Origin of the sequence: Halomonas sp. AOP30-A1-24 (genome assembly GCF_052378165.1) — a bacterium.
Lineage (GTDB): Bacteria > Pseudomonadota > Gammaproteobacteria > Pseudomonadales > Halomonadaceae > Vreelandella > Vreelandella citrativorans.
Map to the genome: position 1 here is coordinate 33,785 of NZ_JBQSXL010000020.1, position 22,446 is coordinate 56,230.

16 protein-coding genes and 1 pseudogene are annotated in these 22,446 nt (G+C 57.2%); all 17 read right to left on the minus strand.

The window, feature by feature from the left end; translation table 11 throughout:
- Positions 1-2: 2 nt before the first annotated feature.
- Positions 3-1,964, minus strand: a complete 1,962-nt coding sequence (locus ACT3TJ_RS12215) for a type VI secretion system Vgr family protein (RefSeq protein WP_444622221.1) — start codon at positions 1,962-1,964, stop codon at positions 3-5.
- A 1-nt stretch (position 1,965) separates the two neighbouring features.
- Positions 1,966-2,253, minus strand: a complete 288-nt coding sequence (locus tag ACT3TJ_RS12220) for a type VI secretion system PAAR protein (protein WP_192528360.1) — start codon at positions 2,251-2,253, stop codon at positions 1,966-1,968.
- A 67-nt stretch (positions 2,254-2,320) separates the two neighbouring features.
- Positions 2,321-2,905, minus strand: coding sequence for a GNAT family N-acetyltransferase (locus ACT3TJ_RS12225; protein ID WP_444622222.1), 585 nt, complete (start codon positions 2,903-2,905; stop codon positions 2,321-2,323).
- Complete coding sequence (gene tssM / locus ACT3TJ_RS12230) at positions 2,889-6,536, minus strand: type VI secretion system membrane subunit TssM (RefSeq protein WP_444622223.1); 3,648 nt, start codon at positions 6,534-6,536, stop codon at positions 2,889-2,891. The genes ACT3TJ_RS12225 and tssM overlap by 17 nt, the downstream gene beginning before the upstream one ends.
- 36 nt (positions 6,537-6,572) lie before the next feature.
- Entirely contained in the window at positions 6,573-8,036 is a 1,464-nt protein-coding gene (gene tssA / locus ACT3TJ_RS12235) for a type VI secretion system protein TssA (protein WP_444622224.1), read from the minus strand.
- A 10-nt stretch (positions 8,037-8,046) separates the two neighbouring features.
- Complete coding sequence (vasI, locus tag ACT3TJ_RS12240; RefSeq protein WP_444622225.1) at positions 8,047-8,700, minus strand: type VI secretion system-associated protein VasI; 654 nt, start codon at positions 8,698-8,700, stop codon at positions 8,047-8,049.
- Positions 8,697-10,301 carry a sigma-54 interaction domain-containing protein gene (locus ACT3TJ_RS12245; protein WP_444622226.1) on the minus strand — a complete coding sequence of 535 codons (1,605 nt, stop codon included), beginning with the start codon at positions 10,299-10,301 and terminating at the stop codon, positions 8,697-8,699. Before ACT3TJ_RS12245 ends, vasI begins: the two co-directional genes overlap by 4 nt.
- Before the next feature lie 3 nt (positions 10,302-10,304).
- Entirely contained in the window at positions 10,305-12,923 is a 2,619-nt protein-coding gene (tssH, locus tag ACT3TJ_RS12250; RefSeq protein WP_444622227.1) for a type VI secretion system ATPase TssH, read from the minus strand.
- 8 nt (positions 12,924-12,931) lie between these two features.
- Positions 12,932-13,774, minus strand: a complete 843-nt coding sequence (gene icmH / locus ACT3TJ_RS12255) for a type IVB secretion system protein IcmH/DotU (protein WP_192528353.1) — start codon at positions 13,772-13,774, stop codon at positions 12,932-12,934.
- A gap of 3 nt (positions 13,775-13,777) precedes the next feature.
- Positions 13,778-15,112 carry a type VI secretion system baseplate subunit TssK gene (tssK, locus tag ACT3TJ_RS12260; RefSeq protein WP_444622228.1) on the minus strand — a complete coding sequence of 445 codons (1,335 nt, stop codon included), beginning with the start codon at positions 15,110-15,112 and terminating at the stop codon, positions 13,778-13,780.
- The gene (gene tssJ / locus ACT3TJ_RS12265) at positions 15,112-15,663 is read right to left on the minus strand and encodes a type VI secretion system lipoprotein TssJ (protein WP_192528351.1); all 552 of its coding nucleotides are present in this window, start codon (positions 15,661-15,663) and stop codon (positions 15,112-15,114) included. The genes tssK and tssJ overlap by 1 nt, the downstream gene beginning before the upstream one ends.
- The gene (gene tagH / locus ACT3TJ_RS12270; RefSeq protein WP_444622229.1) at positions 15,660-17,039 is read right to left on the minus strand and encodes a type VI secretion system-associated FHA domain protein TagH; all 1,380 of its coding nucleotides are present in this window, start codon (positions 17,037-17,039) and stop codon (positions 15,660-15,662) included. The genes tssJ and tagH overlap by 4 nt, the downstream gene beginning before the upstream one ends.
- A gap of 3 nt (positions 17,040-17,042) precedes the next feature.
- On the minus strand, positions 17,043-18,065 hold the full coding sequence (gene tssG / locus ACT3TJ_RS12275) for a type VI secretion system baseplate subunit TssG (RefSeq protein ID WP_193054733.1): 1,023 nt from the start codon (positions 18,063-18,065) through the stop codon (positions 17,043-17,045).
- Positions 18,029-19,792 (minus strand): type VI secretion system baseplate subunit TssF, encoded by a 1,764-nt coding sequence (tssF, locus tag ACT3TJ_RS12280; RefSeq protein ID WP_192528348.1) that lies wholly within the window; start codon positions 19,790-19,792, stop codon positions 18,029-18,031. The genes tssG and tssF overlap by 37 nt, the downstream gene beginning before the upstream one ends.
- A gap of 18 nt (positions 19,793-19,810) precedes the next feature.
- Positions 19,811-20,242: a type VI secretion system baseplate subunit TssE gene (tssE, locus tag ACT3TJ_RS12285; protein ID WP_193054734.1), complete on the minus strand. Its 432-nt coding sequence runs from the start codon at positions 20,240-20,242 to the stop codon at positions 19,811-19,813.
- Positions 20,243-20,257: 15 nt separating this feature from the next.
- Positions 20,258-21,736 (minus strand): annotated as a pseudogene (tssC, locus tag ACT3TJ_RS12290) (type VI secretion system contractile sheath large subunit).
- Between the two features lie 56 nt (positions 21,737-21,792).
- Entirely contained in the window at positions 21,793-22,299 is a 507-nt protein-coding gene (gene tssB / locus ACT3TJ_RS12295) for a type VI secretion system contractile sheath small subunit (RefSeq protein ID WP_193054736.1), read from the minus strand.
- Positions 22,300-22,446 lie beyond the last annotated feature (147 nt).

The window sequence follows — 22,446 nt, forward strand, 5'->3', positions numbered from 1 at the left end:
GGTTACTCCTCTTCCAGCGGACAGTGAGACACGAAGGGGCTGCCTTCGCCCGCGGCTACTTCCAGTACGGCAGGCACCGGTGGCAGAGCTGCGGCGCTAGGTGATGCCGAACCCACGTTCAGTACCGGTGTCACATCCACACTGCCGCCGGAGAGTACCAGTGCCGACCCGCCCGCGACCAGCGTGATCTTGGTCGCATCGAGAATGAGTTCGCCGTCGGCCTTGAAGGTAATATCGCCATTGGCATGGGTTTGATAGTTGCCCCCAACCTTTAACCCGCGCTCGCCATCGATCTGTTCGGTGTGGTTGGTGTGCACGGTGACATCACGATTGCCATCAATGGTTTCCACACGATCCTTGGCCACCGCCAGGTGTGAGTTATTGCCAATGGTGGTGGTATCATCGAACTCGACGCGCTTCTGGCGGGAGTTCAGGACATGCAGCTCCAGATTCTTCTGAGCATGCATGTAGATGAACTCTTCCCCCGCCTGGTCTTCAAAACAGAGTTCGTTAAACCCTTCGCCCTGATGGGTCTGGGTTTTAATACTGGTACGGGTTTTATGCTCGGGTAAGGGGTACGGTGAAAGATTACCCGCGTGATAGGTACGCCCGGTGACCAGCGGCTGGTCCGGGTCGCCTTCCAAAAAGGAAACGATGACCTCGTGGCCAATGCGCGGTATGGCAATGCTGCCGTAGCCGCCGCCTGCCCAGCCCTGAGCCACGCGCACCCAGCAACTGGCGGTTTCATTGGGCTCGGCGTAGCGGTCCCAGGGGAACTGAACTTTTACGCGGCCGTGTTCATCGCAGTAAATTTCCTCGCCTTCCGGGCCGACCACAAACGCGACCTGGGGGCCATCAACGCGCGGTTTGGGATTGGGCGTGGCACGCCAAGGGGCGTCGCCGGGCATGAGGGTGACCTGGTTGAAATAGCGCGTCATGCCGCTGGCATCGCTGTGCGTCATACCATCTTCTTCCAGCGCCTGGGGCTGCTCGCCTACGTGGCGTGCCTCCACCACTTGCCAGTCGCGGTTAAGGCTTTGCGTGTCGTGGTCAGTCAGGCTAAAGCGCACGCCGGGGGCAAGTTCGGGCAGGTCGCTTTCGGCGCTGGCGGTGATCGCTTCGCGGCGCAGTTCTTCCAGGCGGATGCGGGTAAACGGCTGGCCCGAGGCGTTCTGCTTGTAGCGGCCGGGGTAATCGAAGTGTTCGTAATCCGTCTGCTGGCCGTGAGCTTCCACGTCGCGGCCCAGGTGTTCGTGCAGTTGGGCGTAGGCCGGGTTCTTGAAGCTGTAGTCTTTCAGGGTGGCAGTGGCCGCCGCCACGCGGGCGGTGTGGCTGAGCTTGCGCACATGGCGCGTGGGCGCGGTGCCGCCGGCGCGGCTGTGGTAGGTGCGCTCGCCTAAATTTGCCAGCACTTGAGGATCATCGGCAAACACTAGCCGGTGAGCGTTCTCTTCAAATTCATGGAAGTAGAACAAGCCCTCTTCAGCGGCGAGGCGTTCGATAAATGCCAGGTCAGTCTCGCGGTACTGCACGCAGTATTCGCGCTCGGGCAGCTCTCGGGTGACGGCGAAGGCCACGTCGGTAATGCCACGTTCGTCGCACAGGGTATTGATGATGGTTAGCGGATCGACTTTCTGGAAAATACGCGAGTTGTGACGCAGCGAAAGCCGCCAGAGCGCTGGGCGCAGCACCAGGGAGTAGAAGGTGCGCCGATGGCCGCGGTCGCCGCGACCAAACTCGCTAACGATACCGTGCACGTGACGCAACGCTTCACCATCCTGCCAAACGGTCAGGGCGGCTTCGCGGTCCAGCAGCTCGGCGGCATCCAGCCGGCCATCGCGACTGGCCAGGTTGAGCACCAGTTCAAAAGGCTGGGAGAGCGCTTCGCGGTGGGTAAAGTCGATCACCGCGATATCATCAACGCCGGGTAACGTCAGGGTAAATTGCAATCCTGTGCTTGCCATCTTAACTGCCCTCTCCTGAACCTGAACCAATGACGACACCACCGCAATCGACCGCATGGCCTGTTAAAGCAGCAGGCTTGCCGTCAATAAGAATCGTACCGGAACCCTGGGCAATCGCCCGTGGGTGCGGGGGGTGATTGGGCTTATCGTGAGGCTCTAACGGGTCACCTACTCGGGCCACCGGTTTGCCATCCATGATGACCGTGCCACTACCCGCAATGACGGGCGTAGGGGGATAACCATCATGGTCGGTTCCTATATCACCTACGAGTACAAATTTCTGGCCCATTACCACTGCTCCTTTTCTGGTCCCGTATCTTCCGTCCTGCCTGCCACTCTGCTGTCGTGCTGGCGGGCTACTCATCCCACTGAGCGGGGGCTTCGTAACTTGCCACTTCCAGGGCATCCACGTGCTGACGGGTAAAGCCTGCCGCCTCCAGGCTGTCGATGGCCGAATGGCAGGCCAGCGGCAGGCGTGTTTGCAGTGGTACGCCACTTAAGCTGCGCCGTATCGCCATCAGCAGGCGAGTACCGTGGCCACTGCCCTTCCACTCCCGGCTGATATAGAAAAACTTGAGCTGCCAGGCGGCTTCGTCATCAGGCCGACAGACAAGCACCATACCCAGCGGTGGGCCTTCACCATGACGAAGTGCTAGCAGGCAGCCCTGCCAGTGCACCACCTGGCCATTTTCCCGCTGCATCCACACCTGGCGATTAACGGTGAATTCAAGCGCTCGACGCAACGTGTCGAGCACGCTTTTATCGCGCAGCACCCACGGTGAGTGACCTTTGGCATCGGCGTGATACACCGCCTCGATAAAGCTGTCGATATCCTCGTTGCGCGCATCCTCCAATGGGCGTGAGCGCTTTGCGCCATGACGCTGGCGTGTGGCGGGCGTTACCCCGCCCGAGGTAAACAGCTGCTTAAGTTTGGTCAGCATTGCCACCTCGCTCGGCGTAAAGGGCAGACGGCAGTTGGAAGCCTGCCGCCAGCGGACGCGTGAAGGGGTTAGGCGCGCCGTTGGCAAACAGGCGATAGCGCATGGTGCCGCCGTCAACGTTGAACCTGAGTTCAAGTTCGCGCTCGCTTACACTGGTAATATCGGCCTGTTCCAGTAGCCGAAACCATGCCCAAGCGCCATCCTGAGTAACGCTGCGCGGTGAGCGGTTCACCTCGCTCGGCACCATGGTAATGCGGCTTTCGGTGCCGCCGCGCAGTGCGTTTGGCCAAATCATCGACACACGCTGGCTAGCACTGTGGGCATACTCGATCAGTTGTCCATCGACGCTGATCACGCTGCGCCGCTTGTCCGGTGAAAGACTGATGGGCTCAAGCGCAAACTCCACATCCAGCGCGCCGTCGCGGCTAAAGTAGGCGCGACGGATCTGCTCGGCCTGCTGAATGGCGGTGTACAGGCTGTCGCGCAGCAGCGAATTACCTTCGGCATCCACCAGATACTCAGGCGCACCTTCGATAAAAGGCTGCAAGCTGTCCTGGTAGAAGGTGTCCAGCGTGCCACCTGGGGCGAAGAAGTCCTCGAAATCGCTCAGCGCCACTTCCTGGCTGGCATTGGGCGCCAGCGGGTAGCGGCCTGCCAGGCGCTCCTGATAGGGCGCGACCACGTCATCCAGCCACTGGCTTTCAAGGTGACGCGTGGCGCTGGCCATCATCAGTTGCCAGCTCTGGTCGGCCAAGTTGTGCAGCATGCGGCCCACCGGCTCTGGCGTACTATCGGCAATGCGCTGCAAGTTGTAGATGGGGTCATTACCGCGCAGCGACAGGCGGTCACGCACGCTAACGAAGGCGGCACGCCCTGTATTGCTCGACTCCTCAATCTCCATCAGATAATCACGCAGCGCGGTTACCGCCGTTTTAATCTCCTCAAGCGAAGAGGGATTGTTGTTACGCGCTTGGCTTAGCTGATTGATGGGCGTGAACGGCTGCTCGATGGCAAACGCAAGCTGATAACGCTGCGATTGGCGGAGCGCCTCACGGGCCTGCTCGTCATCGTCGGGGAGCTCGGGGTAGAGGCTGGTATTGCGTTCCACCGCAGCCAACAGCCTGTCAAGCGGACGCTGACTGCCCACCAGAGCGTCTGCCACCACAATGGCCTGATGAATATCGGGCAGTGGCACTAGCTGGGTATCACGCAGGGCATCACGCCAGCTGGCATGGTAATCCCCTACATAATGCTCACGCAGGGCCACCTGAAGCTGCTGCCGGTCGGCTTCGCTGAAATTAATGTTATCGCGCTGACCCAGCACCCAGGCATCAATCAGAGCAAGCTCCGTCGCCCGGTCAAGCTCTTGTAGGAAGTAGTTCTCAAAGCCATCGCGGGTGAGCAGATGCGGCAAGCGCACATTTTCAGGGTCATCGTTACGCGACATAAACACGGTGTTGAACAGCGTGCCCACGCTGCGGCGTAGGTCCAACGGCTCCCCTTGGCGATTACCGGCGGCCTTAAGGGCAGCGTATACCCGTTCGTCGATGGGCTGGCGTGACAACTCCTGCTGAGAGGCGGCAATACTGCCCTGAAGCGGGGCCATAGCCTGCTCGGCGCTCGGGCTGCCTTCGGCAATACGGCCTTCAAGGTCGCTATGTTCCAGCGCGTAGTCCAAATGCATCAATAGTCGCTGCTGAACCTCGCCCTGCTGGGGAAAGTTCCCCTGCCAGCGGTTGGCCATAAATCGCTCAACGCGCTCCGGCTGACGGCCACTGGCATCCGACATCATGCGCAGTACACGCAATAGAGAAAGCTTCGTGTTACTGCCCTCTTCGGCGCGATTCATATCATCCATGATGCCGATCATCAGCGCGGGCAGGAACTGACGCTCCAGCATGGCAAGATAGGCACGTTCCACCTGGGCACCAATGACATGCCCCTGGTACAGCCCCATATCCGCTAAATAAGGCGTATGTGTGCGGTATCCGTCGAACGTTTCCAGGGCATAGCGCAGCCGGTCAAGTGGGTCCAGTAGTTCAAATCCAGTGGGATCATCACTCTGGAAGGCTTCAGGCTGGGCGGCCAAAAAGGTTTCTGCTCGCTGTTCAACCGCCGCGAGCGATACGCTGTTTTTCTGATAAAAGTGCGTCCAACCGCCTACCAGAATAACACCTAGCACCAGGCATGCCGCCAGGCTTGCCTTGCGCATGCGCCTGCGCCGTTGAGTAACACGAGCGTTGTCACCGGCAAGCCCTGCCTCCGGATAAATAACCTTATCGAACAGCTCTTCGGTAAAGTAGAGCGCGCTGCGCGTGGCCCGATGAGCAGGCTGAACACTGTCATCCATTCCATAGCGCCGGGCGGCAGCATCCACGAACGGGTCTTCCGGCACGCCTTGCTGATACACCGACGTAAAGTAGGCACCGCGCACCATGGCAGCGGTTGAAAAGCGGTCACTGGAAAGTGCCTCCGTCAAAAAGCCAAACAGCACCTCGCGCAGCCCTGCCAGTTGCCGCACAAAACGGAAGACGGATTCACGCTCTTCACGGTCGCGGCACTCGGAAAGCATGGAAGGCATCAGTTGGTTCAGGCGCGCCAGCATGGCGTCGTAGTCGGCCTCGAACTCTGCTTCCCACTTGCCCGGGGTGTCCATGGAAGCAGGGGTAAACGTAAAGCCCAGCGGCGCTCGGCGAGCAGCACGAGAGTAGTGACGAAAGAAATCATCAAAGCCGTGCAGTAAATCCATCTTGCTGAACGTGACGTAAACGGGCAGGCGAGTGCCGTGACGCTCCATCAGTTCGCGTAGCCGGCTGCGCAGAAGCGCGGCATAGGCTTTGCGAACGGCAACCTGAGCATGGCTTAGTCGTGCAAGATCCAGCACCAGCACGACACCATCCAACGGGCGCTGGGGGCGATTACGCTCCAGCCAGCCAACAAAGTGGTCCCACAGCCTGCGCTGAAGCTCTTGAGGCTCGCCTCCTTCCATTGCCCCTTGGGTTAACAGCTCGCCATCAGGGTCAATCAGTACGGCCTTATCGCCAATCCACCAATCGAACCCCAGCTGGCCTTGTTTACTGCTCTGCCCCGAGGCTTTCATGACATGGGTGAGGGCAAAGTTCTGGCCGGAGCGGTTGATCAGGCTGGTTTTGCCGGCATTTTCCACCCCCATCACCAAATACCACGGCAAGCGATAACGGCTGTTGCTGCCTCCCAGGCTGTCGGAAATCTCGTTGAGCGCAAGGTTAAGAGAGGTTTCCTGACGCTCAACCTGAGACATAATCGGGTCTTGCAGGCGCGCTTCTTCTTGCTGGCGCTCGTCATCCAGGCTGCGTAGCCGCCGGGCAAGACGTACGCCCCATATAACAGCAACGAGCGTTACGACCGCCAGCGTTGCCAGCAGGCGGTTGGTCAGCGGGGCAAGAGGCATCATGTCACCCACTTCCCAGCGTGGTCCCAACCACCAGATTGCGACCACCAGGACAACCAACAGTAGCGCCCATAGCAGCGTGGATAGCCGCAGCAGCCCTTTGGCTTTATTGCCGTGAGCATTGGCTCGATTTTTTGCTGTTTGCGCCCGCGACAAGCCAGGCACCCAGCGGCTCAGCTTCGACGTTATGGTTGACCACATTAGCCTTATCCCTCGTCCCTTTAATGATGACCGTTATCAGTGCGTTTCTTGGACCGCAGCGTTCAAGCGTGATACCAACGCGGGTTCCCACTGCTCTAACGCAAGCGCAGTTACTGTTTGCTGCAACGTGCGATAGTGCTGCTGAGCCAGGCTTTCCAGCCCTGTCTCATGCAGCAAATCAGCACTGGCCAGTCGCCAGTACGCACTTTCCCTTGGTGTTCTGGCACTGCTTAGGCCCTGATCAAGCACCTTTAGCGCCTTGCCTATATCGCCGCTTTCCACGGCTTCGCGCGCCTCTTCAAGCCCGGCATGCCAAGCCTCGCCACCCCCAACCGCGCCGCCGCTGTTTTCGGTGCTGTATAGCCAGCGCTTCGTTTCTTCATCAACAAACAAAGCGCCGCTGTTAAAAGCAAGCGCCTCGATACCCGCCAAGCGCTCTACAAACCGCAGTGTTTCATCTCGGATCGCCTCCGCGCAGCGGGTGTGGCCAAGCTGCTTGGCAAGCCCCGCGCTGAGGCGATGCCCTTCCAGCCAATAAGGGCTTAGCGCCAGGCTATTTTCGATACGCTGCCAAAGTTCGTTGTCTCCCCCCTTGGCTAGCGCCTCACGATAATCAGCGACACGATCAGCCGACACCGGAGCAAGTTCAGTTTTGCCGTTCTCCTTGGCGGCGGGCAGCGCTTGAATCGTGCTCCAAACCGCATAACGGCGCAGGCGGTAGGCCAAGGGTTCTCCTGGCGATTGCTCGCCTAAAAACTCCGCCATCTTGAGCAGCGCTTGACGGTTAGAACGCTCGTTCCCCGCCTCCAGGCGAAGCTCAGGCGCCTTGGCCGCTGAAGGCGTGGTAGTGGCCTGCTCCTGGCGGCCAGCAGGTTGCCCTGCTGCCTGCCCGGATGGCTCTTGAGAAGGCGCTTGAGAAGCGGCTTGCGCAGGCTGTTGAGTGGGCCGCTTGGCATTTAGCTGGCGGCTTAATTCGGCAATCGCCTCGTCCGGCAGCGACTTCTCGGCCACCTGATGCTCAAGCTCTTTCAGCGAGGATTGGCACGCTTCAAACTCATCATCGGCATTGTGAAAATCGAGCGTTGATATAAGCTTGACGCTGCGCTGGATTAACTGCTGAAACAGCCTGGGGCGCATCTTAGCGCCGCGTTTTCCTGCAAACGGGTAAGCGTGTTCCCACCAGGGCTGAGCAATACTCCGGGCAAGCAAGCGAAGCGAGAGTGCAAAGCGCACGCCGCTACTACCGTGCTGCATACAGTGCATCAAATGCCCCAGTACTTTTAGGTCCTTGCCTCGCTCGCTCAGCATACGGATGGCCAGCGCCTCGGCGACGTCCCACTCCACCGTTGCGTGCTGGAGCGAACCTATCTTCATCATTTCCTCATCCAGCGTCAGATAGTCATTGCTATCTTCAACGGGAACGCCCACCTGCTCCCCCTCAGCATTGGCGGCCAAGGGTGCCAGTAAGGGGGCTAGTTGTGACTCGGCAGTAATGCGCATAAAACCTTCCTTACCAGCGGCACGCTTCGCGTAGCGGGGCAATTTCCTGGCGCAGCCCCGCCACGTTAAAACGCAGTCCATCCAGTTCTTTTATATCGCTGCGCAGCGTGACTTCATTGGCATCAAGCAATTGGCGCAGCGTGTCGATGGCAGGTAGCCCACGCCCACCGCTAACGACCCGGCCACCGTCGCGTATGCGCCACTGCTGCTGCACTGCACGCCCGTTTCCTGTGATCTGCAGGTCCACTCGGGCACCGCTGATAGGCGTGGGAAGATGTAGCTGGAAACGAGTGATCAGCCTTTCGCAGGCCACCACCATGATGGGCCTGGGTGGTGTCGTTCCCAGTGCGGGCACGCTGATCAGCACGCTCTCACCGGATTCATTCACTATCAGCCCAACGTTGTCATCAGGCCGGGCCGACTCCTGACGCTCAATGGCTCGCCAGAGCGCGGGCAGTTCGTTTTCACCAACACTGAGATTTGCCTCCAGAAAAAGCGCGTCATAGCAATTCAGTCGCTCCAGGCGCGAGGTCTCTTCCGCACAGGTTTGAGCGCTCTTAAGCAATGCGCTTTGTTCATCTGCCTTTGAAGGCGTACAGGCCAACAGGCAGAGCATCAGCAAGCCACCGATGGTCCACTGGCGTTTTAGCAGCATCGCGTTCATTTAATATCCAGTTCCAGTAGCTGACATTTATGAGCCAGAGTTCGCTTGGGCAGCCCAAGGCTTTGCGCCGTTTGCGCACGATTACCACCAAAGCGACTCAATCGCTGACGAATAATGATGGATTCGATATCGCGCATCGCTTGGCGAAGATCAACAATGTCGTTGGGCAGTGCCAGCGTAGCGTCTTCGCCAGGTGGCGGCGTTTCTTCCAAACCGCTGCCGGTTAAAAAGCCACCTTGCTCGCCGGGCAACAGGTACGTATCAATGTCTGCATCGTGAGGTGTCATCGCACAGGCGTAATCAATCACGTTTTTAAGCTCACGGACGTTGCCCGGATACTCCCGACGATAAAGCAGCCGCAGGGCCGCTGGGGTAATTCCCATTTCGTCGCGCCCCTCTCGGGCGCAGAAATCGGTAATAAAGGATTGTGCTAGCTGGGCGATATCATCCCGGCGCTCGCTCAGGGGCGGCAGGGTGATCGGAAACTGACCGAGCCGGTAGTAAAGATCCGCACGAAATCGCTGCTCCTTGATCTGTTCACGCAGTGGCTGGTGCGTTGCAGCCACCACACGCAGGTCAGCGCAGCGCTCTTCGTTTTCTCCCAGCGGGCGGTAGCGACCGCTTTCGAGTACGCGTAACAACTTGGCTTGCAGCGCCAGCGGCATATCCCCTATCTCATCGAGAAACAACGTACCGCCATCGGCCTGACTGATAAGCCCTTCTCGAGCATGCTCAGCCCCCGAGAACGCGCCCTTACCATGCCCAAACAATTCAGACTCCAGCAGCGTTTCAGGGATGGCGGCACAATTGATCGCCATAAAGGGGCCTTCAGCGCGCGCCGAAAGCTGGTGCATGGCGCGCGCTACGCGATCCTTGCCGGTACCGGTTTCACCTTGCAAAAGTACCGCAAGGTTTGTCTCTGCCGCTCGTACGATATGCCGACGCAGTGCCTGCATGGCGCTGGAGTGTCCAAGCAGCTCCTCAGCTAGCCGATCAGCCAGCGCCTGACGCCGCGCGCCATCGTTCAGTTTGGTCAAGGAGTCCTGCAATATCTGCGAGCGGTGACGCTCGCCCTGCTCTCTGGCAAGTCGCGTCCATAGCCGACACAGAAGCCCTTCAAACGCTGCCATGCCGGGATCTTCAGCGAGCACCTTCAACCGTGCTTGCGTACCCGCCAGCACGATTACTCCCAACCATTCACGCCCGCTTTGCCCTCCACGCAGTGGCCGAATGTGAAGATGCAGTGAAGCGCCTAGCGATGCCACTTGGGACTGGAAGCCGGGATGATCCAAGCGAATGCGTGCATCAGCAACGCTAAGCAGCAGCGGCTTGCCGCTGCGAATAACATGCGCATAGGGATGATGAAAGTCGCCGCAGTCGAACTGGTCCTCGCCGACATCTCGACCCAACCAGCGCCCACTCCCATCAATGTAAAGGCACTCCGCGAGCGCCAGCCCAAGGTGGCGCTGCAAGAGCGTGGCCGAGCGCTGACGCAGAGCAGCAGCGCTGAGGCTCTCCACCAGGGTTAACGCCAACGGCATGGCCGAAAGCTCAGCCGATAGCGCCGAACCAGCGCTAGTGGGAACAGCAGGCTCCGTCATGGGCTAGGCAACCTCTGCCGTGAAGGTGCCGCTTTGCGCGTCGACGCCCAGCACTACGCTGGAAACCGCCTCGCGGCGCGCCATGCGCTCAAGCAGTGCCTTGGAAAGCGGCGGCAGCAGCTCACCATCAATCACTGACTCCAACATACGAGCGCCGTTTTCGCTGCGTGTGGCACGTGCACATATCGCCTCAGCCAAGGCCTCTTCCAGCACCACATCCGCCTGACGATGACGCTCACGGATACGGGCTGACAGGGTATTGAGCTTGGCTTTAACAATGTCGCGCAGCGTATCGCTATCCAGCGGCAAGTAAGGCACCACTTCCATGCGCGCCAGCAGAGCCGGTTTGAAAAACTCGGCAAGCACGGGATAAAGCGCCGCATCCAGCGCTGCGGTATTCTGCCCGTGGGCCACAATCGCTTCGTAGCCCAGGTTAGAGGTAAGGAAGAACAGTACGTTTTTACAATCGATCAGTCGCCCTTCGCCATCGGCCAGCTCGCCTTTATCGAACGCCTGATAGAAGAGATTCAGCACATCAGGGTGAGCTTTCTCAACTTCGTCCAACAGGACCACCGAGTAAGGGCGCTGACGTATCGCTTCGGTCAGTAACCCGCCCTCGCCAAACCCTACATAGCCAGGAGGAGAACCTATCAACCGTGAAACCGTGTGCTTTTCCTGATACTCAGACATATTGATAGTGGTCAGGAACTGGCGGCCGCCGTACAGCTGGTCGGCAATCTGTACCACGGTTTCCGTTTTACCCACGCCACTCGGGCCAACGAGCAGGAAAGCACCTAACGGGCGACCCGGACGACGCAAATCGGCACGCGCCGTCAGCAGGTGGCGGTGAATACGTTCGATCGCCGTGTTCTGGCCTTGAATCTGTTCGCCCAAGTGAGCGGGGAGTTCGGTCAAACGCGTCAGCTCATCGCTGGTCATCCGCTCAACCGGTACGCCCGTCCAGTCACCAATGACTTGAGCGATCTGGGCCTCTTCAACGCTTGGATTGACCAGCGCATGAGACTGCTGCAATCGCGCCAGCTGTTGCTCGCGCTCGGCAAGTTCAGCATGTTGATCGTCGTTTTGGTCGCTGTCGTAGACGCCATCGGCATCCAACAGTTGGCGGTGCAGGGTCACAATCGCATCAACGCATTCACGCTGCTCGTGCCAAGCGGCTTCAAGCGTGGCGAGTTCAGCTTCAAGCGACATCAAACGCTCGTTAAGCGCTTGGCTCATCGAGGCATCTGGTTCACGGCCCAGTAACTGTTCGCGAGTCAGGTGATCGCGCTCGCGCAGGGCGGCGGTGTGCTCGCTTTGCAGGTGACTTAATTTGCGCGGCGGCGTATCCAGTGCTTGCGCTAACCGTGTACACGCCGTATCCAGTACATCAATGGCTTTATCCGGCAATTGACGACCGGCCAAATAGCGGGCAGAAAGAGACGCCGCCGCGCGCAGGCCGCTGTCGCCGACCAGTACGCCGTGGGCACACTCATACACGTCTCGTAACCCGCGTAGAATGACCAAGGCCTGATCGACGCTGGGCTCGGAAAGCGCGACGGGCTGGAAGCGGCGTGAAAGCGCTGGGTCTTTCTCAAAGTACTTTTTGTACTCGCGCCAGGTCGTCGCGGCAATCGTGCGTAGCTCGCCACGCGCCAGCGCCGGTTTCAATAAATTGGCCGCATCGCCACCACCTTCCTGATTACCGGCACCAATCAGCGTATGCGCTTCGTCGATAAACAGTAGCGTGGGGCACGGGGCGTTTTTAACTTCATCAATCACCGCCTTAAGGCGTTTTTCAAACTCGCCTTTGACCGCAGCACCCGCTTGTAAAGCGCCGAGGTCCAGCGTCAATAGCTCTACACCTGCCAGCGCGGTAGGCACCTGGCCTGCCACAATACGTGCAGCCAGCCCTTCTACCACCGCACTTTTGCCGACCCCCGCATCGCCAATCACAATAGGGTTATTCTTACGCCGACGCCCAAGGATATCGAGCATCTGGTCAATTTCAGGGTCCCGGCCAAGTACAGGGTCAAGTTCACCCTTGCGTGCCTGCTCCGTAAGTGAGGTCGCAAAGCGCGCAAGCGCACTATCATCGCCAGAGCCATGCGTGCCTACACGCTGAGTGCTGGCACTCGCTTCCTGAGGCGCCTCTGCCGAATCAGCCGTTAAGCGGTTAAGGTGGCGGCGCAGGTTTTCCCGGTTAATCTCGGCAAGCAAACGCACTGAACCCGCGCCAAGATAGCGCTCCGGGTTATGCAAAAGAGCAGTAAAGACGGCGCCGCTGCGCAGCGTCTGATGCTGGTACTCGGTGGATGCCAGTAGCCACGCATCCTGGAGCAGTTCAACCAACAACGGTGAAAAGCTGGGGGTTGCCACCTCCAGATTGTGCGGCGGGCGCGTTTCTTCTGCCAATTGGGCACGCAAGGCAGCGGTATCGACCTCAAGGTCTTCACAGATACAGCGTACATCGCATAGGGGTTGATCAAGCATCGCCTGTAGCAAATGCCCGGCGGTAACCTCAGGCGCCTGCTGCTGCGCGCACAGCACGGCCGCTTGCTCAAGCCCTTGGCGAGCAATCGTATTAAGGCGGTCAATAAGCGCCGGTAGCTCTACCCTGAGCATGGTATCTCCTAGCGATAAAGTTGGTTAAGAAGCGTCGTAATCTGTTCGGCCTGCTGATCAAGCGACCATGAGAACCCTAGATAAACAGCCACCATGGCGATGCCGAAGAGCGCAAAGATTCCCCAGGTCGGAAAACTACCTGTGCGCTGAGAGCGCCCCTGGACCACGTTTTTAAGCGGCTGAGTCAGTGTGTCTTCAGCGGGTTGTTCCAGAGAGGAGAGCTGGTCGCCTAGCGCGCGAACAATCTGTTCATACTCATCGCGGCCATGGGACATGACGCGATAACGGCCTTCAAACCCAAGACACAGGCACAGGTAGATAAAGGCCAGCATGTCGCGATAGCGCTGAGGCTCTTGCTGCAGGCGCGCCAGAATGGAGAACACTTTTTCGCCTCCCCATGTTTCGTTATGAAACCGGGTTAACAACGAGTGTTCGGCCCACTTGCTTTGCCGCCCCCAAGGCATACCCATCACCGCTTCGTCGATAAAGGAGCAAAGCACATAGCGGTAGGCAAGCAGCGTGGCGCGATCATAACCCTGCTCGGTCAGTTCGATCTCAATAGCCGCAATTTCATCCACCACTTGGCGGTAAAGACGCTCGATATCACTCGCGCTATCAAGTTGGCGAACTCTAACCACCATGCCTAACAGGCTGCTGGCAGCATCTACCAAGGGATTCAGGTTATGTCCGCGCAGCCGGAACCAGTAGTCCTCGTCAGCGTCCAGCTGCTCTGCATGGCTATGAATGAGGTGCTCTAACCCTCGCTCGTTAATGAGGTCCTCGTGGCGCATTTTTTGCGGCGCGGCAACCCCACGCGTCGAGCGTTGCCCATCAGTGACAAGATGTTGCATGGTTTAACTCCTGATCGCCCAGAACTGCATTTCCAACCCCGGAAACTCCCCGGCCACGTGGAACGCAAAGCCGCTGGCACCGTTAAGCATTCCCCACGCTTCGCTTTGGCGGTCCAACTGGAAGTAGGTGTAGCCTGCGTGATAAGGCAGCTCGCGAGGTGCCACCGGCAGCGGCTCAAGCGGTATGCCGGGCAATTGCAGGCTAATAAGGTCACGGATCCGCTCGACACTGGCGACTTTGGTTTGCTGAAGAAACAGCTTGCGCAGGCGCTCGTTGGGCATGTCAGCGCGCACGGCCAGGATAAACTCGGCAGATTCGATCAGGCTGAGATCAGAAAGCGGTGCGACCAGCAGGCCAAAGCGGCGTGACTGCAACTGGATAGCCACTGCCCGTGGTTCAAGCACGGTAGAAAGCGCTTGGCGCAGCATTTTCATTAACGGCTTGAAGGCCCGTTCAGGGTGATCATGGTCGTAGGCCGGGCATTCGGGCGGCAGCCGAGACTCATCCGTAAAGGTCACCAGCTCACAGGCGATTTCATGCATGGTGTCGTAGAGACGCTCAGGATGCAGCTGCCCCAAACGCGCCAGATGCTGGAAGCGAGGCTGAGCACGATTAAGCAGCTGAAGGAGCATAAAATCAGCCACATCCGCAACGCCTGCCTGGTGGGGCGTAGAAAGCCTCTGGGCGATATTACGCGCGCGTTCGCGCATCAGGCCCGCCATTTCGCCCACAAAGCGCTGTAACCCTGGCGCCGCTTGCACGTTTAGCAGGGTGGGCAGGAACTGTTCATCCAGCACCAGGCTACCGTCGGGCCGACGCTCAACGATGCGCGCCACGGCTAGACAGGCATAGCCACTGCGGTCATCACGCTCCAGCAGTAAGCGCGGCGACACCCTGGCGACTTCAAGTTCGGCGGTGGCGCCATCCTGTGAGTGAAGATCCCGTACGCTACGCGATGAGTGACGATAACGGGCAGGCAGGTCATCGCCTGGCCAGCGCACCTCGCCCACCCCATCGGTTGCCAGCGGCAAGCCAAGATAGACGACCTGGTTTGTGATGCTTGCATCATCAATTTCAAGCGGCGTTGGCTCGACATCATCGACAGGCAAATGAAAGGCCACGCCATCAGGCATGACACCGCTGGCCCGACTGATCGCTACCCGCCCAAAGCTTAGAAATTCGTTATTCAACTCAAGGGACAAAAACCCATAAAGGTAGTGGCTGACCCCTTTTAGACGCGTGTCCAACAGCCCTTCAAGGCTGCGTTGCTGCTGTTGGAAATGCTGGGGCTTGATAAACAGACCTTCGCTCCATACCACTCGATTCCGGCTAGCCATTACTCCTCCTTCCTTAGCTCAACTTCATTGTCACGGAGGTGAACCAACAGGTGGTAATGCTCTCCACTGCTGGTTACTTTCACGACTTTTTTCCATTCCGCCTCGTTAGGCGTGGCATAAAAAGCAATTAGCCCGATGTAGCGTGTTTCTTCATCAACCGCGAACGGTTCATAGAACTTCCACTGGCCCGGCAGCAAGGTAAAGTCGTCATGGGTCAGGTAATTCGTACCCAGCGCTCCCTCCAGGTCTTCCTGCAGTTGGCTTAAGTCAGCAGCCATCAACATGGAGTCATCTTTCAGCTGTAGCACCTGGAAACGTAGCGGCGCGCCATCGCCTTCCACATTGGGGTTCATGTTGGGCTCGGCCACCATGCTGAGATCCACCGTCGTGGGGCGCTCTTCGGGGTAGCCGACGGGAATGGAGGGGTCGCGCATTACCTGCCACGTTTTACCCGCAGCCTCCCGAGTCGACGCACAACCGGCCAACAGAAGAAGCACGCAGAACAGCCCGACAAGGCGAATTAGCGTCATGCTCAGGCCTGAGGCGCTCATGCACCCTCCCGTTGCTGGCGGCGTACGGACTGGTCATAGCCTTGCTCAAACACTTCCCAGAAAAGCTTTTGAAAGCCCTGCTGACGGCCAGAGTTCAACTCGCGGTAATAGTGCTGATACATCTCCCAGGCCCAGCCATCTTCGTTCTCAATGCGATTTCCAGCGCCTCGATAGGCGTGAAAACGTTTGAGCAACGCCTCGGGAGAGAAGGCATCCAAAATGGCACCCAGCGCTTGACCGATGGCCTCTTCAACCGCTGCCTGATGCTGCCCTTGATGACGCAGGCTTTCAGCAACCGCTTCAGGGGCTGACAGGTGAACGGGGCTGCGTTGTGCAGAGAACATGGTTTCTGCCGTCTCTTCAAACGACAGGCCAAGCCGGATAGGATTATCTTCAATAGGCTGCAAACGCCGATCACGAAGCGGGTACTTGCTATCGTTTTGGCTCTGTTGCAGTAACCGGAGGCCATCGATAGTAGCGCGGAGTGTATGGCCCGCCTCTTCCAGGAACGCCTGCTGTTCTTCGCTATTTCGAAAAGGCAGATCAAGCCCTAACCCTCTCAGCAACGGGTCGGCACCTATATGACCCAGCGCCTGAGTGGTTGGCTGCTGCCAGCGATCTTCTAACTGTTCGCCAACAGAGCGCTCCAAGTCGTTTAGCTGCCGTTCATCCATGCCACTGCTCCTCTGTTTTGTCGTGCCATTCAAGGGTTTGATATCGGGAAGGCGCACCGCGTCATCGCGATGCTCTTTCTGTGGCCACTCGTTGGCGTGGCTACGGTACGAGCCGGGATTCGCATCCAATGGCTCCAACGTGGAGGGTGGCGCGGCCTCCTTATCAAGCGCGACCATGGGGTCATGCTGCATGGCCCCGGGCACAACACCGCCTAACGCTTCTATAGGGTCTTCCTGCTGAGTAGGGTGTTGCCGCTCCTGCCTACTTCCCACCGGCCAAGCGGCATGCTCATGCGCCGTGACGTCGTCTTGCTCTTCATCAATCAGCGTAGTGAGCGAATGGACCCCAGGCTGCCAGGCGTGCCGGTCGCCTGAGTGTACTTTCAGGCGATAGACGCCAATCGTCAGCTCATCACCATCGCGCAGGGCAACTTTACGATTGCGCCCTACCGGCAGCGTGGCGCGATTGATATACGTGTGGCCGCTTGAGTCAATCAGACAAAACTTGCCGTCCATCCTGGTAATCTCGGCATGCTGAGGGCGCACTTTTCCGGCGTGGTCCTGTAGCAGCCAGTCATCGTAATCACTGCTGCCAAGCGTTCCTCCTTCCCCCTGGAAGACATAGCTACTGGACGAACGGCCTTCCAGCTGTTCGCTGTTCATAACCACTAAGGTCACGGCGTCAAACGGATCGACTTGCATGCGTTAACTCATCATCTGAATGCGTACACGGCGACGTGTAGAGGTATCGTCACCATCAGGGTCTACAAACGTTGTCCAGCCCAACTGACATGATCCACCATCACCCAAGCGCATGGGCTTAACCTCACTTTCCAGCAGCTCAAGCTCCAGGTCATAGGCGAGCGGCTCTCGCAGTACAAAGCTAACCAACGTCTTTAGCGGTTGATGCTCTTCCCCATCGGGCAGAAAGTCTCGGAAACGCTCCAGGGTCAAGCCACGCAGACACAGCGCAAATTTGCCTTTTACATCGGCCACACGCTCGCCTGCGACCATGTCCTCACCCAGCGTCATTCCCGTCATTCCCATACGGCTACGCTGGTTCAGCGGGATCTCCACCCAACGGTGAACCCACTCCTCGATGTCCACACTGGCCAAGTCAAAGCAGTGGCTGACGATACCAGTGACCACATCCGGCGAGCGTGAGCGACCTGCCAGAAGCCCCGCATAAGCCAGCATCTTGCTCCAGTTGATGGGGGTCTCGCCGCGCAGGTCACTGTCGGCAAGCCCCACCAATGCAAAGACGGCTGCTGAAAAGCCATCCCGCGCATTGTCCTGATAGCGCACGTAGTGACGATACTTCCGCCAGTTCTGATGCATCAGGGTCAACAGGCGATGATTGAAAAAATCCAAAAAGTCGCCTGCCGCGCCCTCCTGATGCGCAGACTCATGCGCCAGTGCCTCCAGGTAGTAGCTGGGTAACGGAGATTGCGCCCCCTGCAGTCCCAGGAAACTCACTTCCATTTCATACTGGCCACGCTCACCAACGCCCAGTGCCAACACATCGCTTCCCGGAAAACCGAGCGAGGATGAGGCCTTGTAGCGCACCCGTTGAAAAGAAGGCACGCCCTCACTATGGCGTTGCTCCTGATCATCTTCGTGATGCCGGTGCAGCAGTTCGACCAGTTGAAAAAACTCGTAGCGGCGCGCCTTTTGAATCAGGGGTGCCAACGCTACATCTGTGGCTGTTGCCCTTCCTGTAGGCTCCATACGTAGCGTTCCTGGTTATGGCGATTAATGACCTGCAACTCGTGAAACGAATTAATGCTGGCGTAAAGTGATAAGAAGCGGGCGAGCACGCTGCCAAACAGGTACAAACTGCCTTCATCGCCGAACGCATCCTGATCAAGCGTCATGACGGAGCGCAAACCGCGCACCGGTAGGCCTTTACGAAGACGATCAACCGGCTGTGTGTCGATACTGATAATGCCCGCCAAACGTTTTTGGGCAATGCGCTCGGCCTGACGATCAACCAGGGCGCGGAAGTCATACGCTCTCAATACCGAACACAGCGCATCGCGATTGAGCAGCGAAAGATAGTTAAGCGACAGGTTTGAAATCAGTATCCATAACAACCCATCGTCAATGGCTGGCCGAAGCACGGGAGTGGGCCGGGTAATATTGGAAAACGTGGCAAACGAGGGGCTTTTTTCCGTGCCGACACATATATCGCCAACGGTTAGCTGCTCTGGCAGTTCCCGATTGGAACAGGTCAGCGCAAGAGAAACGGTTTCCCGGCGCCCCAGGCACTCCTGCTCATCCTCACGTATAAACGCAATATCGTGATCAAACCCATCGCTGCGCAGGCTATTGCCAACACGCACACGAAAGTGAAGCGCTTGGCGCCCTCTATCCCGTTCAATCTGATGCTGAAAACTCTCAAAGGGAACATATCGCCGCGAAACGGTCTGCGAGCTACTTTGTTCGCCTTCCAGGCGGCCTGACACATTATCCACGCTGAATATTTCATAATGCGAGGGCGCCTTACTACTGGGCCTAATGCGGTACTCGCTACGCTCGCCCGTCAGGTCGATAGGCTCTGCATCATGCTCAAAAAGATTAATGGCAGGCGTACAGTAAAGCGCCAGGTGTTCGTTTTGGAGGCGAGCATCCGTAGGCAACGGCCGCGCAAAAACAAACCGAAGCGTGACCCGTTGCGCAGGCGTTGCCGGTAGCGCCTGATCCAGTCCCAGCACATCAAAGAAATGGAATGCCTCTGGAAAACAGAGATACTCCTGCAGTATGCGATACCCCTGGTGCACATTGCTTGGATAGGGTAGCAATGCCTGCTCACGCTCAAACCCCACGGCCTTCAGCGCACTGGCAGGAAGCGTTTGACGGTTCCCATCAATGTCGAGTTCAAGACGTGAAAGGTAATGGCTCATCCACAAATAAAGCGTGCGCGCTGTGTAAGTATCGCCTCCCAAGTGCAAACGCAGTGACGTTATCCCCATTTCGTTCATGGGCTGGTCACTTTGTACATCCATCGCTAGCTCGACAAGTGAGGTTTCACGCGTGTGCCGCGCCTCTACACCTGCATGCTCCAGCGGATAAAGCCTAACGTCATGACAGGTACGAAACTGACAAGACGTGTTTTCAACAGCGTTACTGGCAAGCTCGGTTCCCCGGCTCACCTGCTGATGCTGGCTCAAGGAGTGCCACATGGGCGTGAACTGCACAACGGTCATGCTTGGCACGGGCCGCAAGTAGTTCGGCCACAACATGCTGATCAATGAGTGAGTAAGTTCCGGGAACTCATCTTCCACTTTTTCTCGCATGCGCCCGGTCAGGAATGCAAAGCCCTCAAGCAACCGCTCAACGTCCGGGTCCGTGCTTCGTTCAGACAGAAACCGGCTCAGGCTCGGGTTTGCTTCAGCAAACTCGCGTCCCTGGCGTTTTAAGAAATTGAGTTCATCGCGATAATAACGGTTGAGCATGAGTGCCCCTTGGGTCCATCAATTGAGACACTGATAACGCTTGTTGTTTAACAGTAGATCTATAGTAGTGAGCGCACTGTCCCTGCCTAATGCTACCGTTGCATGAACCTGAAAATGCAGCTGCAATGGGTCGCCGGAATTGGGCAGCGACTCGACATCAACCCGCTTTACACGCGGTTCAAATTGTTCAATGCATTGGCGAATGGCCTGCTGGATGTTGAGTTCCAGGTCCAGCACACCAATGGTGGCGTCATTGAAATCAAGCAGGCCCAGTTCAGGCGCGCAGGGGCTGTTGCCTGGATGGCTATTAAGCAATTCAACCAAGTGACGTTTGATCGACTCGACCACCTCCATCAACCGCTCCTCTTCTTTAAGAGTCGCAGGTTGATGGGGTGCAGCAAGGCGTTCAAACAACCGACTACTTAACAAGCTACTACTGCCAGTTGCCATGACTTCGCCAGCCCTTTATTCCTTGTCGAGACGTCCGACCAGTGATAGCTCAAAATTTGCCCCCATATATTTGAAATGCGGGCGTACTGCCATTGAGACCTGGTACCAGCCTGGCTCGCCTTCAACATCGGATACTTGAATCGAGGCGGCACGCAGCGGACGGCGGCTGCGCACATCGGATGGCGGGTTTTCCTGATCAGCTACGTATTGGCGAATCCATGCGTTAAGTTCGCGTTCAAGATCCTGACGCTCTTTCCAAGAACCAATCTGCTCACGCTGCAGCACTTTGATGTAATGCGCCAAACGGTTAATGATGAACATGTAGGGAAGCTGTGTACCCAGCTTGAAGTTTGTTTCCGCCGCTTTACCTTCAGCGGTATTAGGAAACACCTTCGGCTTTTGCACTGAGTTAGCTGAGAAGAAAGCAGCATTGTCACTGCCTTTGCGCATGGTTAGTGAGATAAAGCCCTCTTCGGCCATCTCAAACTCGCGCCGGTCAGTAATCAATACTTCGGTCGGGATTTTGGCTTGTAGCTGGCCAAAAGCCTCATAGGTGTGCACCGGCAAGTTTTCGACAGCACCGCCACTTTGCGGGCCAATAATATTGGGGCACCAGCGATATTTAGCGAAGCTGTCCGTTAAGCGCTCGGCCAACAGGTAAGAGGTGTTGCCCCAGAGATAATGCTCGTGATCTTCACTAACCGTTTCGCGGTAGTTGAAAGTTTTAACCGGATTTTCAATAGGGTCGTACGGCGTACGTAGCAAAAATCGTGGCGCCGTTAATCCCAGGTAGCGTGCATCGTCGGACTCACGCAAGCTGCGCCAGCGCGCGTATTTCGGGCCTTCAAAAATAGCCTTGAAATCCTTGATGTTAGGCAGTTCTTCAAAGCTATCAATACCGAAGAAGGAAGGCGCTACCGACGACATGAAGGGAGCGTGCGCCATTGCACCTACGGCTGCGGAGTGCTGCAGAAGCTTCATGTCCGGGGTGGAAGGCGTGAAATCGTAATGCCCAATGATTCCGGCAACAGGTTCACCACCAAATTGACCATATCCCGCGTTATAAACGTGGTGATAGAGACCGCTTTGACTTATTTCAGGGGCGAATTCAAAGTCCTCAAGCAGTTCCTGCTTTGTTGCATGTAGAACGTCTAATTTTATATTTTCACGAAAATCAGTGCGATCCACGAGAAGCTTCAAACCACGCTAGGCAGATTCCAGCTGCTGGAAATCATGTTCATGCAGAATTTCGTCGACTTGATGGCTAATTTTGCGATCAAGCTCAACAATCATGCTATCAACAAGTGATTTATTGACGGTAGGTGCTTCATCGTTACTATTCAAAAGCTCCGCTATAAAGGCAGCCACGCCCTGCTTGGCAACGTCGTAGCCTTCATCTGCCGGGGCCATCCGCGTTTGGGCCATGACCTGATCAAGAAGCGAACCTTCTGTTGTTTCTGTTACTGCTGCTTGCTGCTTAGCCGTTTTGCTCATTGCTGTGCCTCGAATTCGTTTTACCGTTTGATAGGTGCGCTACTTGCGATAAACCGTTATTCGCTCGTGCTATCGGTATCCAGCAGTTCCAGCTCATTCAAAAGTTGCTGGCGAGCATCATCGTTCTCAAGAAGCTTCTGCAAACGGTCACGAAATGCCGGAACATTGCCCAACGGCCCCTTAAGGGCTACCAGGGCTTCGCGCAACTCGACCAGCTTGCGCAGTTCGGGAACTTGCTTGGCAATGGCATCTGGCGAGAAATCGTCGAGCGATTTGAAGGTGAGATCAACCGCCATATCCGACGGCTCTTCGCTGTCGTCCAAGCGATTAGGCACAGCGGCTTGAAGCGTCAGTCCGGCTTCACGCATAACAGACTGGAAGTTGTTTTTATCAACCGAAACAGCCTGACGTTCTTCGATAGGGGTTTCTTCTTCGCCGCCTTTAAAATCGCCAACAACCAGCAATTTTAACGGAAGCTCAGTCTCAGCCTGTTGGCCATCGGTAGCTGGCACGTACTTAATGTTGATGCGCTCTTTAGGCGCAACGGTTCCTTGTTTAGCCATGTCACTCCGCCCTGGAAGAAGTTTCTTAATGTAACCGTGAACAATTCTCAATCAGGCAACGTTAGCGAAACAGGGATAAATTCTCTACCTTCCCCCAAAAAGTGGAGACAAAACGCTGGCAGTGAAAAACCGTCCATTTAACCGGAT

What these genes read in the sequence shown, in the direction of transcription:
- ACT3TJ_RS12215 (WP_444622221.1), bottom strand. Translation starts at nt 1,964, where the DNA reads ATGGCAAGCACAGGATTGCAATTTACCCTGACGTTACCCGGCGTTGAT.
- ACT3TJ_RS12220 (WP_192528360.1), bottom strand. Translation starts at nt 2,253, where the DNA reads ATGGGCCAGAAATTTGTACTCGTAGGTGATATAGGAACCGACCATGAT.
- ACT3TJ_RS12225 (WP_444622222.1), bottom strand. Translation starts at nt 2,905, where the DNA reads ATGCTGACCAAACTTAAGCAGCTGTTTACCTCGGGCGGGGTAACGCCC.
- tssM (WP_444622223.1), bottom strand. Translation starts at nt 6,536, where the DNA reads ATGTGGTCAACCATAACGTCGAAGCTGAGCCGCTGGGTGCCTGGCTTG.
- tssA (WP_444622224.1), bottom strand. Translation starts at nt 8,036, where the DNA reads ATGCGCATTACTGCCGAGTCACAACTAGCCCCCTTACTGGCACCCTTG.
- vasI (WP_444622225.1), bottom strand. Translation starts at nt 8,700, where the DNA reads ATGAACGCGATGCTGCTAAAACGCCAGTGGACCATCGGTGGCTTGCTG.
- ACT3TJ_RS12245 (WP_444622226.1), bottom strand. Translation starts at nt 10,301, where the DNA reads ATGACGGAGCCTGCTGTTCCCACTAGCGCTGGTTCGGCGCTATCGGCT.
- tssH (WP_444622227.1), bottom strand. Translation starts at nt 12,923, where the DNA reads ATGCTCAGGGTAGAGCTACCGGCGCTTATTGACCGCCTTAATACGATT.
- icmH (WP_192528353.1), bottom strand. Translation starts at nt 13,774, where the DNA reads ATGCAACATCTTGTCACTGATGGGCAACGCTCGACGCGTGGGGTTGCC.
- tssK (WP_444622228.1), bottom strand. Translation starts at nt 15,112, where the DNA reads ATGGCTAGCCGGAATCGAGTGGTATGGAGCGAAGGTCTGTTTATCAAG.
- tssJ (WP_192528351.1), bottom strand. Translation starts at nt 15,663, where the DNA reads ATGAGCGCCTCAGGCCTGAGCATGACGCTAATTCGCCTTGTCGGGCTG.
- tagH (WP_444622229.1), bottom strand. Translation starts at nt 17,039, where the DNA reads ATGCAAGTCGATCCGTTTGACGCCGTGACCTTAGTGGTTATGAACAGC.
- tssG (WP_193054733.1), bottom strand. Translation starts at nt 18,065, where the DNA reads ATGGAGCCTACAGGAAGGGCAACAGCCACAGATGTAGCGTTGGCACCC.
- tssF (WP_192528348.1), bottom strand. Translation starts at nt 19,792, where the DNA reads ATGCTCAACCGTTATTATCGCGATGAACTCAATTTCTTAAAACGCCAG.
- tssE (WP_193054734.1), bottom strand. Translation starts at nt 20,242, where the DNA reads ATGGCAACTGGCAGTAGTAGCTTGTTAAGTAGTCGGTTGTTTGAACGC.
- tssB (WP_193054736.1), bottom strand. Translation starts at nt 22,299, where the DNA reads ATGGCTAAACAAGGAACCGTTGCGCCTAAAGAGCGCATCAACATTAAG.